This window comes from Microbacterium sp. (assembly GCF_041909575.1).
Classification (GTDB): Bacteria; Actinomycetota; Actinomycetes; order Actinomycetales; family Microbacteriaceae; genus Microbacterium.
The window spans coordinates 26550-43564 of the sequence record NZ_JAYRDE010000005.1 but is presented as its reverse complement, the minus strand read 5'-3'; the positions used below and the strand labels follow the sequence as shown (position 1 = coordinate 43564).

17 protein-coding genes are annotated in these 17015 nt (G+C 70.4%); 8 read left to right on the top strand and 9 right to left on the bottom strand.

Translation table 11 applies throughout. The features are described from left to right. Positions 1 to 17: 17 nt before the first annotated feature. From ACE3O1_RS01615 to ACE3O1_RS01605, 3 genes are all read right to left on the bottom strand, one after another. The gene (locus tag ACE3O1_RS01615; protein ID WP_374311754.1) at positions 18 to 1040 is read right to left on the bottom strand and encodes a GlxA family transcriptional regulator; all 1023 of its coding nucleotides are present in this window, start codon (positions 1038 to 1040) and stop codon (positions 18 to 20) included. A gap of 298 nt (positions 1041 to 1338) precedes the next feature. Then, entirely contained in the window at positions 1339 to 2559 is a 1221-nt protein-coding gene (locus ACE3O1_RS01610; protein ID WP_374311752.1) for a glycosyltransferase, read from the bottom strand. 6 nt (positions 2560 to 2565) lie between these two features. After that, positions 2566 to 3792, bottom strand: a complete 1227-nt coding sequence (locus ACE3O1_RS01605; protein ID WP_374311750.1) for a glycosyltransferase — start codon at positions 3790 to 3792, stop codon at positions 2566 to 2568. Positions 3793 to 3898: 106 nt separating this feature from the next. On the opposite strand from ACE3O1_RS01605, the gene ACE3O1_RS01600 reads away from it, so the two are divergent. The 3 genes from ACE3O1_RS01600 (at position 3899) to cls (ending at position 6336) form a co-directional block, all read left to right on the top strand. Next, positions 3899 to 4504 carry a hypothetical protein gene (locus tag ACE3O1_RS01600; protein ID WP_374311748.1) on the top strand — a complete coding sequence of 202 codons (606 nt, stop codon included), beginning with the start codon at positions 3899 to 3901 and terminating at the stop codon, positions 4502 to 4504. 131 nt (positions 4505 to 4635) lie between these two features. Beyond that, positions 4636 to 4848 carry a hypothetical protein gene (locus ACE3O1_RS01595; protein ID WP_374311746.1) on the top strand — a complete coding sequence of 71 codons (213 nt, stop codon included), beginning with the start codon at positions 4636 to 4638 and terminating at the stop codon, positions 4846 to 4848. A gap of 12 nt (positions 4849 to 4860) precedes the next feature. After that, on the top strand, positions 4861 to 6336 hold the full coding sequence (gene cls / locus ACE3O1_RS01590; protein ID WP_374311744.1) for a cardiolipin synthase: 1476 nt from the start codon (positions 4861 to 4863) through the stop codon (positions 6334 to 6336). Positions 6337 to 6383: 47 nt separating this feature from the next. On the opposite strand, the gene ACE3O1_RS01585 is transcribed toward cls, so the two are convergent. Then, positions 6384 to 7547: an AI-2E family transporter gene (locus ACE3O1_RS01585; protein WP_374311742.1), complete on the bottom strand. Its 1164-nt coding sequence runs from the start codon at positions 7545 to 7547 to the stop codon at positions 6384 to 6386. A gap of 34 nt (positions 7548 to 7581) precedes the next feature. Continuing rightward, positions 7582 to 10134, bottom strand: a complete 2553-nt coding sequence (locus tag ACE3O1_RS01580; protein ID WP_374311740.1) for a LuxR C-terminal-related transcriptional regulator — start codon at positions 10132 to 10134, stop codon at positions 7582 to 7584. Positions 10135 to 10312: 178 nt separating this feature from the next. Here ACE3O1_RS01580 and ACE3O1_RS01575 point away from each other — a divergent pair, with 178 nt between their 5' ends. The 4 genes from ACE3O1_RS01575 (at position 10313) to ACE3O1_RS01560 (ending at position 11814) form a co-directional block, all read left to right on the top strand. Further along, entirely contained in the window at positions 10313 to 10537 is a 225-nt protein-coding gene (locus ACE3O1_RS01575; protein ID WP_374311739.1) for a hypothetical protein, read from the top strand. 97 nt (positions 10538 to 10634) lie between these two features. Next, a complete protein-coding gene (locus ACE3O1_RS01570; protein ID WP_374311737.1) occupies positions 10635 to 11015 on the top strand; it encodes an SHOCT domain-containing protein in 381 nt (126 codons plus the stop codon). 24 nt (positions 11016 to 11039) lie between these two features. Next, entirely contained in the window at positions 11040 to 11459 is a 420-nt protein-coding gene (locus ACE3O1_RS01565; RefSeq protein ID WP_374311735.1) for a DUF6325 family protein, read from the top strand. A 10-nt stretch (positions 11460 to 11469) separates the two neighbouring features. Next, positions 11470 to 11814, top strand: a complete 345-nt coding sequence (locus ACE3O1_RS01560) for an SHOCT domain-containing protein (protein WP_374311733.1) — start codon at positions 11470 to 11472, stop codon at positions 11812 to 11814. Positions 11815 to 11873: 59 nt separating this feature from the next. Here the strand turns inward: ACE3O1_RS01560 and ACE3O1_RS01555 are convergent, their stop codons facing one another. The 3 genes from ACE3O1_RS01555 to ACE3O1_RS01545 are packed head-to-tail and all read right to left on the bottom strand — an operon-like array spanning position 11874 to position 14795. After that, positions 11874 to 12593, bottom strand: coding sequence for a potassium channel family protein (locus ACE3O1_RS01555; protein ID WP_374311732.1), 720 nt, complete (start codon positions 12591 to 12593; stop codon positions 11874 to 11876). Positions 12594 to 12628: 35 nt separating this feature from the next. Further along, a complete protein-coding gene (locus tag ACE3O1_RS01550; RefSeq protein WP_374311731.1) occupies positions 12629 to 13699 on the bottom strand; it encodes a hypothetical protein in 1071 nt (356 codons plus the stop codon). Position 13700: 1 nt separating this feature from the next. Then, the gene (locus ACE3O1_RS01545) at positions 13701 to 14795 is read right to left on the bottom strand and encodes an AI-2E family transporter (protein WP_374311730.1); all 1095 of its coding nucleotides are present in this window, start codon (positions 14793 to 14795) and stop codon (positions 13701 to 13703) included. A 91-nt stretch (positions 14796 to 14886) separates the two neighbouring features. Between ACE3O1_RS01545 and ACE3O1_RS01540 the strand changes: the two genes are divergently transcribed. Then, entirely contained in the window at positions 14887 to 16284 is a 1398-nt protein-coding gene (locus tag ACE3O1_RS01540; RefSeq protein ID WP_374311728.1) for a DUF2252 domain-containing protein, read from the top strand. 6 nt (positions 16285 to 16290) lie between these two features. Here ACE3O1_RS01540 and ACE3O1_RS01535 read toward each other — a convergent pair whose 3' ends face one another. Further along, positions 16291 to 16905 carry a TetR/AcrR family transcriptional regulator gene (locus ACE3O1_RS01535; protein WP_374311726.1) on the bottom strand — a complete coding sequence of 205 codons (615 nt, stop codon included), beginning with the start codon at positions 16903 to 16905 and terminating at the stop codon, positions 16291 to 16293. Between the last annotated feature and the right edge of the window lie 110 nt (positions 16906 to 17015).

Sequence of the window (17015 nt, the reverse complement as noted above, 5' to 3'; positions counted from 1 at the left end):
GCCTTTACGGGGCGGGGTCAGGCGACGGGTTCGAGAACGGATGCCTCGAACCGGCGCTCGATGCCGGCAGCCTCGCGCGCCTCGCTGGTGCAGCAGAACCGCGCGCGATACGCGGTCGGCGTGGTGTCGAGCACGCGCGCGAAGTTCTGGCGCAGCACGGCGGCCGAGCCGAAGCCGCTCTCGTACGCGATGCGGTCGAGCCCGAGGTCGGTCTTCTCGAGCAGGCGCTGCGCGTGGATGATGCGCTGCCGCGCGAGCCAGGCGGCCGGCGTCGCGCCGTAGTCCGCCTTGAAGCGCCGCGCGAACGTGCGCGGAGACATGTGCGCCTTCGCCGCGAGCTGGTCGACGGTGAGCTCGAGACGCAGGTTCTCGAGCATCCAGTCGGTGACCGGAGACAGCGACAGCGACGCCACCTCGGGAAGCGGCCGGTCGATGAACTGGGCCTGCCCGCCGTCGCGCTGCGGCGGCACGACCATGCGGCGGGCGATCTTGTTGGTGAGCTCGGCGCCCAGCTCCTGACGCAGCAGGTGCAGGCAGGCGTCGAGGCCCGCGGCGGTGCCGGCGCTCGTGATGATGCGGCCGTCCTGCACGTAGAGGACGTCGGGGTCGACGTCGACGAGCGGGTACATCTCGGCCATCTTGTCCGCGTACATCCAGTGGGTGGTGGCCTTGCGGCCGTCGAGGACCCCGGATGCCGCGACCACGAACGATCCGCTGCACACGCTCAGCACCCAGGCGTTGCGGGCGACGGCGCTGCGGATCACGTCGTGCACGCGCACGTCGGAGGCGCTGCGCGCCCAGTACTGGCGCGGAGTGGGCGACACCACCACCAGGTCGGCCTCGTAGGCGAACGAGAGGTCGTTGTCGACGTTGATGGAGAACCCCATCTTGGACTGCACGACGCCGGGATCGGGCGTCACGATGCGGAAGTCGAAGTTCGGGATGCCGTCGTCGGAGCGGTCCAGGCCGAAAGCCTCGCAGGCGACTCCGAACTCGAACGGCGCGAACCCGTCCTGCACGATCACGGCGACGGTGTGCATGTCGTACCCCTGTTCCTCACGGTGGCAGTATTACTACGTTGTGTGTCCATCCTGCCACTGTTGGCAGTCATGACGCAAGCGTAGCGTTTCTGCCATGTTCATGGTGATTCTTCTCGCAGCACTGTCCGCTGTCGCGGTCGCCTCGACGATCACGGCACTCCGCAACGACGGCTACCACCGTCTCCCCACCGATCCGACCCGCCTCCCCTGATGACCTGTTCCGTTTGTGCGGGCAAATGGACGCCTGGCCGACCGCGCGCACGGCGATTCGCCCGCACAAACGGAAGCAGGCCCGCGGTCAGCGCGCGATGACCCGCTCGTAGATCTCGATCATCGCCGCGGTGCGCGACGACTGCCGGAAGCGCTCACGGATGCTCGGGTCCACCTCGACCGGAGATCCGGCATCGATGTCGGCCGCCGCGACTCGCAAGGCTTCTGCGAGCGCGGCGGTCGTCGCCGCCGCCGCCGCATCCGATCCGACCGGCCAGTAGCCGGCGCCGAGTTCGGCGGCGAGGTCGCGGTCGCTGATGACCGAGGGCGTGCCGAGCGAGGCCGCCTCGAAGATCGTCATGCCCTGGGTCTCGAACCCGATCGACGTCTGCACGACGGCGTCGGCGGCCGCGATGCGCGCGAGCGTGCGGGCATAGGGCATGCGACCCGCGAACACGACGGAGGCCTCGGGCCGCAGCCTGGCGACGAGTCGCTCGGCCGCGCGCCGCTGCCCCCCGCCGCCGATCACCTCGACGTCGGCGCGCACCCCCGACGCGGCGAGCGCCTCGAGGAACGGCAGCAGGCGCTTCTCGGGGCTCATGCGCCCCAGCCAGACGAATCGCGGCGGGCCGGGCACCCGCGACCCGGTGGCCGCAGCCAGCGCGGAGTCGAGGACGTCGTCGTCGATGCCGTTCCACACCACGTCGACGTGCGGCACCGCGTCGCGCGGGACGACCCCGTGCTCCTCGAGCCGCCGCGCGAAGTGCGACGATGGTGCGGTGACGGCGTCGGACTTCGCCGCCAGCCCGCGCAGATACGCCCAGCCGTCGCGCCGCGTCCCGTGCGGCCCCAGCGCCCACGACTGCCAGTCGTTCAGCACCCGCAGCACCGTCTTGGGGAAGGGCGTCGTCGCCGCGATCCCGACGTCCACGCGATTGTGCATCGTGTGCACCACCGGCAGGCGGTGACGGGCGGCGAATCGGTGGCCGATGAAGGCTCCCCAGAAGTCGGCCTGCACGTGGACGACGTCGACGGGCGGGCGCGCCGCGAGCGCGGCATCCACCCATCGGTCGGTGCGACGCCCGGGCCACGACATCGAGTACTCGCGGTCGGGGGTGATCGGGATCGAGGGGATGTCGAGGTACGCGGCATCCGGAGCGATCGCCTGCCCCCGCGGACCGTGCACGCGCGGCGCGACGACGGTGACGGTGTGCCCGGCCTTCTCGAGGAACCGGCGCTGCAGCCGCATCGACACCTGCGCCCCGCCGAGCGTCTCGACGTGCTGGTCGCCGAACATCACGACGTGCACGGTGCGCTACTCCGGCAGCGGTTCGTCGCGGTAGAGCGCCTCGAACGTGTCGAGCGTGCGCTGCATGTCGTGGACCTTCACGCCCTCGAGCGACGCCCGCTGCATGCGCAGGCGCTCCTCGGGGGTCTGCGTGAGGACGGTCGTGAGCTTCGCGACCAGGTCGTCCACGTTCCCGGGCTCGAACAGGTAGCCGTTCTCGCCGTCGTGCACGAGATGCGGGAGGGCGACCGCGTCGGCGGCGACGATCGGCAGGCCCGAGGCCATCGCCTCCATCGTCGCGATCGACTGCAGCTCGGCGACCGAGGCGATGACGAACAGCGAGGCGTTCGTCAGGAGCGCCCGCAGCTCCTCGTCGGTGGTGTGGCCGTGGAAGTGCACGCGGTCGGTGAGGCCCAGATCGACCGTGAGCTCCTCGAGGTTGCGGCGCTGGTCGCCCTTGCCGACGATGTCGAACCGCACGTCCAGGGCCGGGTCGAGGCGTGCGACGGCGCGCAGCACGACGTCGATCTGCTTCTCGGTGGTGAGGCGGCCGACGAAGACGAGGCGGTGGGCGTCGCGGGGCGTGAGGTCGGCGGTGTAGTGGGATGCCTCGATCCCGCAGCTCACCGGGATCACGTTGTGGATGTCGATCGTGCGCTCGAGGAACTCGGCCGCCTTGCGGGTCGGAGTGGTCACCGCGCGCGTGAGCCGGAAGGTGCGCTCGGCATCCTCCCACGCGAGCTTGATCGCGTAGCGCGTCCACGACGCGGGGAGGACGGTGAAGTCGAGGACGTTCTCCGCCATCACGTGATTCGTGGCGATGACCGGGATGCCGCGCTGCTTGGCGATGCGCGACAGGCCGCGGCCGATCACGATGTGCGACTGGATGTGCACGACGTCGGGCTTCACCTCGTCGAGCACGCGACGCGAGTAGTACTTCGAGCGGAACGGGAGCACGAACGTGAGCCAGTCGTGCGGGTACCAGCGCCAGGACGCAATGCGGTGCATCGTCATCGGCTGGCCCTCGATGACCTCGGTGAAGCGGCCGTGCTGGCGGTGCGTCGCGCTCGGGGCCATCACGTGCACCTCATGGCCGCGGGCCACGAGGCCAGCCGCGAGACGCTCGGCGAAGCGGGCGGCGCCGTTGACGTGCGGCAGGAACGTGTCGGCGCCGATGAGGATCTTGAGGGGCGGCTTCGGCGCGGAAGGCGGCGGATCGGCGGAATGGTCGTCGGGCGTCGCGGACTCGGTCACGGGGTTCGGGGGCCTGTCTGTGCGGCGGGGGCGCGGCGGAGAGATGGTGTTCGCGCCGCCTCCACTGTACCCGAGCGCCCTTCGACGGCCCCGTACGCTGGAGGGCATGCCCCGACTTCAGGCGGATGCCGACACCACGCTCTGGGTGCCGGTGACCGAGTCCCTCGGCTTCACCGGTCGCCGCCACCGCAAGGCGGCCATCCGGATGCTGCTGTCGCAGGCCAACACCGCGATGGGGTCGACCGGGAAGCCCGGGAGCGGAGTCGCGGCGTGGGCGATGAGCCAGGCGGCGCCGTTCCTGATGCGCCGCGCGGCAGGACGTGTCCTGGTGTGGGTGTGGAAGGCGGATGCCGAGCTCCTCGTCGTGATGGCGCAGGTGCAGGAGGCCACGGCGCAGGTCCGGGCCGCGCGCGCCATGATGCCGATGGAGTACGACGACACCGGGAGCTTCCGCAGCCCCCACCTGGGGATGGGCGAGAAGCTCGAGATGGCGCTCCCGGCGGACCCGCGGACGCCGCCCTTCGCGACGTACACGTGGGACACCGGAACCCATTTCGTCACGGTGACCGCGGTGTGCTCCGACCGGGAGCGCTTCGGCACCGTCATCGGCTCGGTCGACGACCTCGCCCGGACGGTGCGTGTGGTCGACGACCTCGAGGTGGGCGAGGCGCCCGGCGTGCTGCGCATCGAACCCGGCGGCGGCCCGAACTGACGGTTCGCCGCCGCCCGGCGTGGCCGGATGAACGGCCGCTGAACGGAATCATCCCCCGCGGGTGACGGCACCGCGGGGCCCTCTGCCCCACGCTGGCAGAGTCCATTCCCCCGTGGCCAAGGAAGGATGCCGTGTCCCCGCACCTCGTCGAAGTCGTGATCACCGGTCACCTCGGGCCGACGCTCGTCAGCGCCCTCGATCGCTACGAGGTCTCGACTCGGGACGACGGCACCACGAGCATCACCGGCATGCTCGAGGACCGTTCCGAACTGCGCGGCCTGCTCGGCGTCCTGGACGACCTCGACATCGAGGTCGTCTCCGTCAACCGCGTCACCCCCGCCTGAAAGAGGACCGGAATGCTGAGCATGCTGGATGCAGGACCCGTCTGGCCGATCGTCCTCATCGTGGTCGTCGTCATCGACATCATCGCCCTGATCGTCATCCCGCGCGGGCGCAAGCCCACGGCGGCGATGGCGTGGCTGCTGCTGATCCTCCTGCTCCCGTTCATCGGCATCCTGCTGTTCCTGCTCATCGGCAGCTTCCGGCTCCCCGCGAAGCGGCGCGCCGAGCAGGCGCGCATCGACGGGATGATCCGAAGCGGCGTCGACAGCGGCCAGCTGCGCAGGATGCACGACGACTGGCCGCGCTGGTTCCAGCGCGTCGTCCAGCAGAACGAGGCCCTGACGGCGCTGCCCGCGACCGAGGGGAACGAGGCATCCCTCTACCCCGACTACCAGGGCTCGATCGACGCGATGGCCGAGGCCATCGACACCGCCCAGCACTTCGTGCACGTCGAGTTCTTCATCGTCGCCTGGGACGACACCACCCGCGGATTCTTCGCCGCGATGGAGCGCGCCGTCGCGCGCGGTGTCACGGTGCGGCTCCTCGCCGACTACGTCGCGACGCGGCGCCTCGGCAATTCGAAGGCGACGCTCGCCGAGCTCGACCGCATCGGCGTGAAGTGGGCGTGGATGCTGCCGGTCATGCCGTTCAAGGGCAAGTACCAGCGCCCCGACCTGCGCAACCACCGCAAGATCGTCGTCGTCGACGGGCGCATCGGGTTCATGGGGTCGCAGAACCTCATCGACCGCAGCTACGACTCGCCCAAGAACATCAAGCGCGGGCTCAAGTGGCAGGAGCTCATGACGCGACTCACCGGTCCCGTGGTCGCCGCCGTCAACGTCGTGTTCATGTCGGACTGGCTCATCGAGACGGGCGAGGACCTCACCGCCACCGAGCACGTCGCCGCGCCGGCGCTGGAGCGCTCGACCTCTCCCGACGCGCTGCTGTGCCAGGTCGTCCCCAGCGGCCCCGGCTACCCGACGGAGAACAACCTGCGGCTGTTCCTGTCGCTCATCTACGGCGCGACCGAGAAGGTCATCCTGACGAGCCCGTACTTCGTGCCGGACGAGGCGATGGTCTACGCGATCACCACCGCCTGCCAGCGCGGCCTCGAGGTGCAGCTGTTCGTGTCGGAGATCGGCGACCAGGGGCTCGTCTACCACGCGCAGCGGTCCTACTATTCGGCACTGCTCGAGGCGGGCGTCCGGATCTTCCTCTACCCCGCGCCGTTCATCCTGCACTCGAAGCACTTCTCCATCGACGACGACATCGCCGTCATCGGATCGAGCAACATGGACATCCGCTCGTTCAGCCTGAACATGGAGGTCTCGCTGCTCGTCCGCGGAAAGTCGTTCGTCTCCGACATGCGCGAGGTGGAGCAGGCCTACCGTGACGCCGGCCGCGAGCTCACCCTCGAGGAGTGGAACAACCAGCCCGGCAAGGCCACGTTCCTCGACGGGATCGCCCGCCTCACCTCCGCCCTGAACTGAACCCGGCGGGCTCGGTCGGAGGACCCGAGACTCCGGGGCGACCGAGGCTAGACCTTGAGGTCCTGCTTCGGCACGACGACCTCGCGGATGATGAGCAGGATCGACGCCATCACCGGCAGCGCGACCAGCACGCCGATGACGCCCATCAGGGCACCGCCGACCATGGCGCCGATCAGCACGAGCGCGGCCGGGATGGAGATGGCCTTGTTCATCACGCGCGGGCTGATGACGTAGGACTCGAGCTGGATGTAGACGAGGTAGGCGATGAGGAAGATGAGCGCCTGCGTCGGGCTCGAGAAGAGCGCAACGCCCGTGCCGATGACCAGGAAGATCACCGAGCCGAACAGCGGGATGAGGGTGATCACGAACGCGATGACCGCCATCAGCGCCGGAAACGGCAGGTCGATGAGGAGATGCAGCAGGAAGACGGTGGCGGCGTTGAACGACGACAGCGTCACCGAGCCGATGAGCGCACCGCCCACCGACGCGGTGATCCGCTCGGTGAGATCCTCGAGCCGGGCGCGGTTGCGCGCCGGTGCCAGCGCGTAGAACGCCTTCTTCATCGAGGAGAGCGACGACAGGAAGTAGAGGGTCAGCGCGACCACGATGAACGACGCCGAGATGCCGCTGACGAACGCGACGCCGAAGGCGAGGATGCCGCCGCCGATCGCGCCGAGGGTCGCCGGGCTCGAGACCCAGCCGGCCAGCTCGTCCAGCGCGGCGAGGAGCGCGATCTGCGTGTCGCCGTCGAGCGCCTGGAACCACTCGGTCTCGGGGACACCCGCGATCGCGGTCGGGATCGCCGCGATGAACTCACCGATCTGCGCGATGACCGGGGGGAGCACCCAGATGAGGAAGGCGGCGAACAGGAGGGCGAACGCGCCGAACACGATCGCGATCGCGCCGGCCCGCTTGACGCGGCGGCGCTCGAGCATGCGCACGATCGGGTCGAGCCCCACGGCGAGGAACATCGCCAGCACGATGTAGACCAGGATCGTCGAGATCTGCCCCAGGGCACCTCCGAGGACGAGCGCGCCGAGCACGCCGAGCGTGGTGACGAATCCGAGCACGAGCGGGCGGTCGAGCGCGGCCAGCACGCCGGCGAATCGCTTGGGCCGCTCGGGCGGCGCCATGACGTCGAAGAGCGCGGGGTCTTCGCTCACGTGCTGCTCGTGCGCGGTGTCGGGCGCGCCGGGGGGAGTGGCATCCATGCGCACATCATGGCGGTGCGCGCGGGCGCCGTCGTCATCCCACGCGGGCGATCTCCCGCGCATCGATCAGGCCCAGCTCGACGGCGCGCTCGATCGCGGCATCGCGCCCCGAGACGCCCAGCTTCCGATAGATGTGGCCGAGGTGCGTCTTGACGGTGTTCGTGGAGACGAAGCACCGCGCGGCGATGTCGGCGATGGTCAGGCGGCTGGGCAGGAAGGCGAGCAGCTCGAGCTCGCGCGGGGTCAGCTCCTCGGCGAGCGCGCGGCGTCCCGTCCCGGCCGCCGTGCGCGCCCGCGCGAGGATCGTTCGCACGAACTCGCCCTTCGAGGGGATCAGCTCCTCGAGCAGCTCGGCGATCACCGGGCCGCTGCGGATGAACGGATCGATGAGCCACTGCGGCTCGGCCAGCACGACAGCCGCGGCGAGCCGCTCGCGCGCCTGGGGACGGCGGCCTTCGAGTGACCGCGACCACGCCTGCAGCAGCTCGAACTCGACCGCGGGCAGCGGCGCGTCCGCGTCGTGCTCCAGCCGGAGCTGCGCGAGGCGTCCGTGAGCCAGGGCCGACTGACCGTCGGCGAGGAGGCCCGCGATCTCCTCGAAGGCGAGGGGTGACCACTCCGTCGCGGGCGCGGGCGGCGCGGTCGGGGTGCCCTGGAGGCGGGCGCGGCGCATCGCCACCGCGGTGAAGCCCTGACGGACGAGGGGCGGCGGCGGGCCGGGCGGCTCGGCCGCGGCGAGCTGCGGATCGGCCGGGTCGATGCGCAGGCCGGCGCCGTGGGCGACCCACATGAGTTGCGTGCGCTGATTCGCCGCCGCCCGGATGCTCCCCTCGGCCAGCGCGAGCGCACCGACGTCCGGCTCGCCGCGCTGGATGGCGACCACCGCGCGCGCGAGGTAGGCGTCGGCCGGGGCAGGGTGGGCGAGGAGGCCGAACTCTCGCGCGGCCGCGAGCGCCTCGTCGGACTGCTCCGCCGCCGCAAGGAGGAACCCGTCGAGGGCGTTGACGAGCGCGAGCGATCCGAGGAGGTGCACGCGATACGGCGCGTAGATGAACCCGGCGGTCTCGATCACCTCCTCCAGTGCGCGGCGTGCGGGAGCGAGCTCTCCGAGGAACAGGTGTGCGCGGCCGAGGGATCCCTGTGCGAGATACCGCAGGAGCGGCCGCGAAGTGAGCCCGAGCAGGTCGGGCAGCGGCGCATCGGGATGCGCGTCCAGGACGGCGACGGCCTCGCGGGCGGCGTCGATGAACAGCTCGGCGTGGGGGTGGAACTGCACGCCCGCCGCGAGGTAGGCAAGGGCGACCTGGCGCTGTCCGGTGGTGAGGCGGTCCGATGAGACGAGTCCGCGCAGGGCCTCGACGGCGACCAGCCCGCGCCCCGTCATCCCCTCGGCGATCGCGAACAGCATCTCGGCGTCGAGGTTCTGCGAGCGAACCTCCACCGGCACCCGGCGCAGCCAGCCCGACACCGTGGCGGTGCGGACGTCTTCGAACACGTCCCGGCCGCTTGCGAGCACACGCTCGATGACGCGATCCCAGCGGCGCGCGCGGAGCAGGTACTCGACGGCGGTCTCGGCAGCTCCCTGGGCGAGGTACCAGTCGGCCGCGACCTCCTGCAGACGCGGCTCGGCACTTCCGTCCATCGCGCGGAGCCGGTAGCGCAGCAGGTCGCGGAAGAGCCGGTGGAAGCGGAACCACCCCGTGCGGCCGGGGACCGGGACGATGAACATCGAGTCCCGCTCGAGCTCGGCGAGGAAACGCGCGCCGTCCACGCCCGCGAGCGCTTCGACGAGGCCTGCGCTCACCTCGTCGACGACCGCGATCCGCATCAGGGCGTCGCGCCGCTCGCGCTCGATCGCATCGAGCACCTCTTCGCTGAGGTAGTCCACGATGAGCCGGTCGGTCTCGGCCAGCTCGCCCACGACCCGCTCGGGATCGTCGGAGAAGCGCATGCTCAGTGCGGTCATCTGCACCCCGACGGCCCAGCCCTCGGTGCGAGCGGCCACGGCGGCGACCGCGTCGTCGGAGACGGCCTTGCCGGCGATCCGCACGAGCACCCGGGCGGTCGTCTCGTCGTCGAACGCGAGCTGACGCTGGCGGATCTCGATGAGACCGTGCTGCAGGCGGTGACGGCTCCAGCCGAGCTGGAGGTCGACGCGCGACGAGAACACCGCGTGCGCGTTCGGGGGCAGCAGGTCGACCATGCGCCACAGGTCGGCGAGGATCGCGGTGCCCGTGAGCCGGTCGAGGTCGTCGAAGACGAGCACGATCTCGCCCGCGTCGGCGAGCGCGCCGGTGAAGTCCTCGAGGAACGCATCCCCGAGTCGATCTTCGGATGCCTCGACCGGCGCCGCCGGCACGCTCAACTCGGGCACGACCGCCCGGACGCCGCAGACCAGGCGGTGGGCGAACGCGGCGGGCGCCGTGTCGGCGGTGGAGATGTCGAACCACGCCACGGCGATGTCCGGACGCGACTGAGCCCACTGCGAGAGCAGAACGGTCTTTCCCGCGCCCGCGGGCGCGACGATCAGCGACAGGGGTGCTGCCACTCCCGCGTCCAGCTGCCGCCGCAGCGCGGGCCGGTCCACCGCGTGGGCCGGGATTCGACGTGGTTCCGTCACGAGCTGCCTCCCTGGCGAGTGGGTGCCTGCGCTCCGGGGGAATCATCCCACAGGGGTGACGTCGGCGCGACTCGCCAGACCGCACAATGACAACGCATCACGACGGCGCGTGATGCGGAGCGTCCGTCCTCGCCAGGAGGCCCCGATGAGCGGATCACAGGTGGTGGAGATCGTCGTGCGGGGCACGCTCGGTCCGGACCTCGTCGCGGCGCTCCCCGGCTTCACGGTCGAGGTGACGCCGGACGCGTGCACACGCGTGGTCGGCACCATCCCCGATCAGGCCCGGCTGCTCGGCCTCCTGGACATGCTGGACGAGCTGCACATCGAGGTCGTCTCGGTCAATCCGGTGCCGGCACGCGACGCTCCCTGATTCTCACCCGGCGCGGGTGACGTCCTGCCCTGCCTGGGCTCGTAGCTTTCGGAGTGTGGCGAGCGCTGGGCTCGCCCGTAGACGATTGGCTGTGCAAATGGATCTCTGGAACCTGGTCCTCTGGTTCTTCTGGGTCTTCGTGTTCGTGGCGTACCTGATGGTGCTCTTCTCGATCCTGGGCGACCTCTTCCGCGACCACACGCTCAGCGGGTGGTGGAAGGCTGTCTGGATCATCTTCCTGGTCTTCGTGCCGTTCCTGACGGCGCTGATCTACCTCATCGCCCGCGGACAGGGGATGACGAAGCGCTCGATCGCGCAGGCGCAGGAGCTTCGCGAGCAGCAGGATGCCTACATCCGCGCCACTGCGGGAGGCTCGAGCGCAACGGACGACATCGCCAAGGCGAAGTCACTCCTGGACTCCGGCGCGATCTCGCAGGCCGAGTTCGACGCCCTCAAGGCGAAGGCACTCGCGGGCTGAGGCCCGCACGAGGAGAATGACCTCATGACGACATTCGACTACGGCCCGATCGAGTTCTACGCGATCGCGTTCGACGGTGACAAGCCCGGCCCCGGTGTGCTCCAGGCGATCGACGACCTCGTCGCCGCCGGCACTGTGAACGTCCTGGACCTGGTCTACGCGACCCGGTCCCCCGAGGGGGAGCTGACGGTCGTCGAGCTCTCCGACACCACCGACGACGCCGGCGTTCCGGCGCTGGACCTCGCAGGTCTCGCCGGCCTCGAGGACATCGAGGCGCTCGCCGCCGAGATTCCGCCGGGCACGTCGGCCGCGATCCTCGTGGTGGAGCTGCTGTGGGCCAAGGCCTTCGCCGGCGCCCTGTACGACGCCGGCGGCGTGGTGATCGCCCGCGAGGGCATCCCCGCCCCGATCGTCAACGCGTTCCTCGCCGAGAACGTCGAGTAAGGAGTCAGACATGATGCGCAGAGCAGGCCGTCCCGGCCTCATCGGAATGGCGGCACGCACGGCCGTGGTCGCGGGCACCGCGACGGCGGTCTCCGGCAGTGTCGCCCGCCACCAGCAGAACAAGGCGAACGAGCAGTACCAGGAAGAGGCGTACGCCGCCCAGCAGCAGCAGGCTGCGATGGATGCCGCCGCGGCTCAGGCCGTGGCCAACGCGCAGGCCGCCGCTCCGGCGCCGGCTGCGGCTCCGGCCGGCGACGACATGATGACCAAGCTCCAGCAGCTGGCCACCCTGCACTCGCAGGGCATCCTGTCGGACGAGGAGTTCGCGGCCGCCAAGGCCAAGCTCCTGTCCTGACCTCGCGTCACGGAGGAGGGCCGCATCCGATCGGGTGCGGCCCTCTCCCGTGTGCGGTGTCAGTTCCGGCCGTCGCCGTCGGGTCGGTGCCCGCCGAGCGCGTCGACCTTCGCCAGCAGCTGGCGCATCTGGCCGCGCGTCGCCGGTTCGGCGTCGTCGTTGTTGTTGCGCGCCGCCCTCTCGAGGATCCACGACGCCAGCGCCGCGGTGATGATGCCCGCCAGCGCGACGCCGCTGAACATCACAGCCGTCCCGATCAGCCGGCCGGGAGCGGTCACGGGGTAGTAGTCCCCGTAGCCGGTCGTGGTGATCGTGACGCACGCCCACCACACCGCCTCGAAGAACGTCTCGATGTTGCCGTCGGGGGCTTGGCGCTCCACCTCGAGGACGGCCAGCGACGCGATGTAGATGAGCAGCACGCCGGCGCCGATGCCGTACACCATGATCTGCGTGCGCAGCTGGGTTCCTGCGGAGGGCCGCAGTCCTGGCACGCGCGTCAGCACCCGCAGCAGGAGCACGAGCCGGAACACCGGGATCAGCGCGATCGCGAGGGTGCCGAGGTGCGTGCGGAACCAGTTCGTGCGATTGCGCGCGAGGGAGAGGCGCACGAGGTAGTCGATGATGAACACCGCCCAGGTGGCCAGAAGGACGACCGTCATGACCGCGTGCGCTGGTCCGGTCAGATCCCCGATCACCCGCCAGGAGTAGGCGACGAGGTACAGCAGCGACGCCACCATGAGCGGCACCTGGGTACGCCGATGCCACGTCTTCTCATCCACACGCGCATCATCCCGCAGCGTCGGCGGCGCGCGGGTCAGGCGCTCCGGGCGTCCTGCTCCAGCGCGGCGGCGTTGCGGATGAAGAGGATGATCCACGTGAACACGAGGATGCCCGCCACCAGCTCGACCGCCGTGAGGGTGTAGTACCCGATGAAGAAGAGGACGGCGAGCACCAGCGTGACGGCGAGGAACAGCCACCCCAGCAGGACGAACGCCCGCGGCATCCCGGTGATCCAGCGCGGCAGCCCGATGACGAGCACCCCGTACGCGACGACCATCCCCGACGCGACGCCGGTGTGGAGGGCGAAGAAGAGGTTCACGGGGAAGAGGCCCACAAGCGCGAGGAAGACACCGACGACGACGAGGCACACCCGCACGCGGCCGATGCCGACGGGGTTGTCGGTGGGGATGCCGCGCGTCGCGTAGCGCGCGAGCGTGGTGACGAGGAACCCGGCGACGATGAGGGTCAGGTTGAACGCGAGCGCCGACACGTTCGTGGTCATCCCGAGGGCGCTGAGGTTGTCCTTCCACCATGTCGGGTCGCTCGCCGTGAGCATGCTCGACAGCACGCCCAGCACGAGGAAGACCGCCAGCACGAGGGCGAGCAGCTGAAGGTCCATGTGCGTCGCGGAGTAGAAGGCGAGGTAGGCGGTCATCCCGGCGGTGGCGCCGGCGAGGATGAGGACCGGCAGCGCGAAGACCTCAGCGCCGATGAAGGCCTGCTCCAGGATGACGGCCATGAGCGTCCATCCGAGCAGGGCGATCACGGCGTGGGCGATCCCCAGCGCGATGATGTCGAGGTGGTCGAGCAGGTGCAGCCCGCCGTGCGGACCGCGCTCGTGCAGCAGGTAGCGTCCGCCCAGGACGGCCACGAAGGCGACGACCGCCGACGCGATGGCCGAGAACTGCCCGACCGAACCGGGGCCGGAGATCGGCGCGGCCTGGAATCCGAACGCGATCAGCGCGACGAGTGCGACGAGCACGAAGGCACCCGCGGCGATCCCGAGCGAGAGCGTCTCGAGGGAGCGCTCGCTCCCTCCCTCCGAGATGCGGTCGAGAGCGCGCTCGCGGCGCGAGCGCGGCGCAGCGGGGGCGGTGCGGGTCATGTCATCTCCTGGGTGGCGAGGGGGAGGGGTCGGTCGGGGGCACGGCGGTGCGATCGCCGGACAGCCAGCGCAGCCAGTGGCTGTCCGGGTCCCCCTCGAGGACGAGGGTGCGCACGAACAGGGTGAGCGGGATCGACAGGATCGCGCCGAGCGGCCCGATCACGAAGGTCCAGAAGATCACCGAGAAGAAGCTCAGCGTGAGGCTCAGATCGACGGCGTCGCTCACGAACTTCGGCTGCACGAGGACCTGCAGCACGACGTTGACGACGCAGTAGATCGCGATCACCGCCAGCAGCATCGGCCAGCCCCCGACGACGAACGCGAGCACGGCGGGCGGGATCAGACCGAGGACGAAGCCGATGTTGGGGACGAAGTTGGTGACGAACGCGAGGATCGCCCACACCAGCGGAGCGGGCACGCCGAGCCAGAGCAGCGCGAATCCGTCGATGACGGCGACGATCGCGCCGAAGGTCGCGTTGACCACGTAGTAGCGGCGCACGCCGGTGTTGAGCCGGCGGATGCGGGTGAGCGCAGGCTTCTTCGAGGCTCCGAACACGCGACCGGCGTCGCGGTATCGCGCGGCATCCGCGGCCATGAAGATGATGTAGGCGAAGACGAAGAACAGGGCCGTCGCGACGCCCACGATCGTGCCGCCGAGGCTCGACGCCAGTCCGAGGAGAGTCTGCGGATCGAGGACTGAGGCCGTGGCATCCGCCGCCTCCTCGTCGAGCCCGACCGACGTGAGCCACGACAGCAGGCCCTGCACGCTGTCCTGAAGCTGATCGGCGAAGTCGCCGACGAGCCGCGCGAACTGGGTGCCGGCGAGCCACAGCAGCGCGCCCATCGTGAGCAGGATGAGATACGTCAGGGCGATGACGGCCGTCGTGCCGGTCCACGCCGGCCAGCCGCGACGCTCGAGCGGACGCCGCACCGGCTCGCAGATCACCACGAGGACGATCGCGAGCACGAGAGGGCCGACCAGCTCTCGCGCGAAGTACACGCCGGCCAGCACGATCACGGCCGCCGCGAGCGTCAGCAGCGTCCGCAGGCTCGGGCTCAGCGCCGGGGCGGCGGGCGGCGGGGCGGCTCGGGTCACGCGGCCAGGCTATCGACGCTCTGCCGCGCGGACGGGATTTCACCTGCGAAGTCACCTCCCGCGCGCCGCCGGGCGGTGCCACACTGGGCCCATGGCAACGTCAGAGGTCCGCCCGCTCGCGCAGTCGTGGTCGCCGCCCCCCAGCCTCCAGGACCATCTCGACGAGGGCCGCGCCGCCCGGGAGGCGGTGCCGCGGGAGCAGCTCGCCATCCTGCCCGACGGCGCGCGCGACCCCATGGGGATCCTCGACCGCCAGGACTCTGTCCGGGTGCCCGAGCTGGTGCCGATCCGCACGCAGCGCATGGCCGAGAGCGCCTTCGCGTTCTACCGCGGGACGGCGGCGCTGATGGCCGCCGACCTTTCCCGGTCGCCGAGCAGCGGCATCACGGTGGGGTCGTGCGGCGACGCGCACGTGTCGAACTTCGGGCTGTTCGCCTCGCCGCAGCGCACGCTCGTGTTCGACCTCAACGACTTCGACGAGTCGGCGTGGGCGCCCTGGGAGTGGGACGTGAAGCGGCTGGTCACCAGCATCGTGATCGCCGGACAGTCGACCGGTCGCGACGAGGGGGTGGTGAGGGATGCCGCGCTCGGCGCCGTCCGCACCTACGCGCGCGCCCTGATGAACGGGTCGAAGCGCAGCCCGCTGAAGCGCTATTACGACCACTTCGACGCCGATGCGGCCTCGGAGGCTCTCGACCCCGAGTCGGAGGAGGCGCTGCACAAGGCGGTCAAGGACGCCGAGAAGCGCACGGCCGCGCGCGCGGTGCGCAAGCTCACGAGCGTCGACGACTCCGGCCGGCTGGTCTTCGTCGAGCAGCCGCCGACCATGACCCACGTGGACCCGCGCATCGAGCAGCGGATCGGCGAGTTCGTCCTCGAGTACCAGCTCTCGGCGAATGTCGACATCCGCGTGCTGCTGCAGAAGTATCACGTCACCGACATCGCGCGCCGGGTGGTGGGCGTCGGCAGCGTCGGCACCCGGTGCTACCTCATCTCCCTCGCCGACGGCGACCACAACGCCCTCATCCTGCAGGCCAAGGAGGCCGGTCAGAGCGTGCTCATCGAGTACGGCGGCGTGGAGCAGCCGGAGGCGGTGGCCCGGTTCATCGAGCGGGAGGGCGACGGCGGTCGCGTCGTGGCGATGCAGCGGATCCTGCAGGCCGTGTCCGACCCCTTCCTGGGGCACCTCACCGGACCGTCGGTCGAGGGCCCGGAGCGCTCGTTCTACGTGCGGCAGTTCCACGACAAGAAGGGCGGGTTCGAGGTCGACACGCTCGAGGACGCCGCGTTCGGGTGGTACGCCTCCGCGTGCGCCACGACGCTCGCGCGCGCACACGGCCAATCGCCCACCGCGTCGATCGTGGCGGGTTATGTGGGCGGCGGCCGCGTCGCCGGCGAGGCGATCCTCGAGTGGTCCTACGCGTACGCCGATCTGTCGCGCGCCGACTGGCAGCTGTTCCGTCAGCACCGCGGTGTGGACGCGGCCTGACGCTTCTCAGCCTGCCTGCGTCCGCTCCAGCTGGCGGCGCAGCGAGTCGATGAGCATCTCGAGGCCGATCTCGAACGCGCGATCGCTGCGCTCCCGGCCGCGCTCCGCCTCCGCGACGAGCCGCCCCAGAGTGCGGGTGGGCGTCTCCGGGCGCCAGATCTCGTCGGGAGAGGCGACGTCGAACCCGAACCCGATCGCGAACGCATCGACGATCGCGACGATCGCCAGGACCTCCTCGTCGGGAAAGCCCGCCTCGGCGAGCGCGGTGGCCAGGCGGTCGTAGTTGTCGATCACGACCGGCGCCGTGATCGTCTTCCCCACGAGCAGCGGGACGATGAGCGGGTGGTCCGCGTAGAGCGTGCGCAGGTTCCCCACGATCACGCGCACCACGTGGTCCCACTCCCCCGTGACGCGCTCCGGGAAATAGCGCGATCCGAGGCGCTCGCGCATGAGCTCGATGATCGCGGCGCGCCCGTCGACGTGGTTGTAGAGGGACGAGGGGGTCACCCCGAGCCGCCGTGCGAGCGCGTTCACCCCGAAGCGCTCGCCCGAGTCCGCGAGCTCGATCGCAGCGTCGGCGATCAGATCCACCGACAGCAGGTTGACCTTGGGGCGAGGCATCCGGTCCTTCCGTCCTTCGCCAGCCTACGAGACGCGCCGGCGCGAAATCGGGGCTTTCGCGCACCGACACATGGATGCAACAATAAACGAATACCGTTCGTTTATCCGGC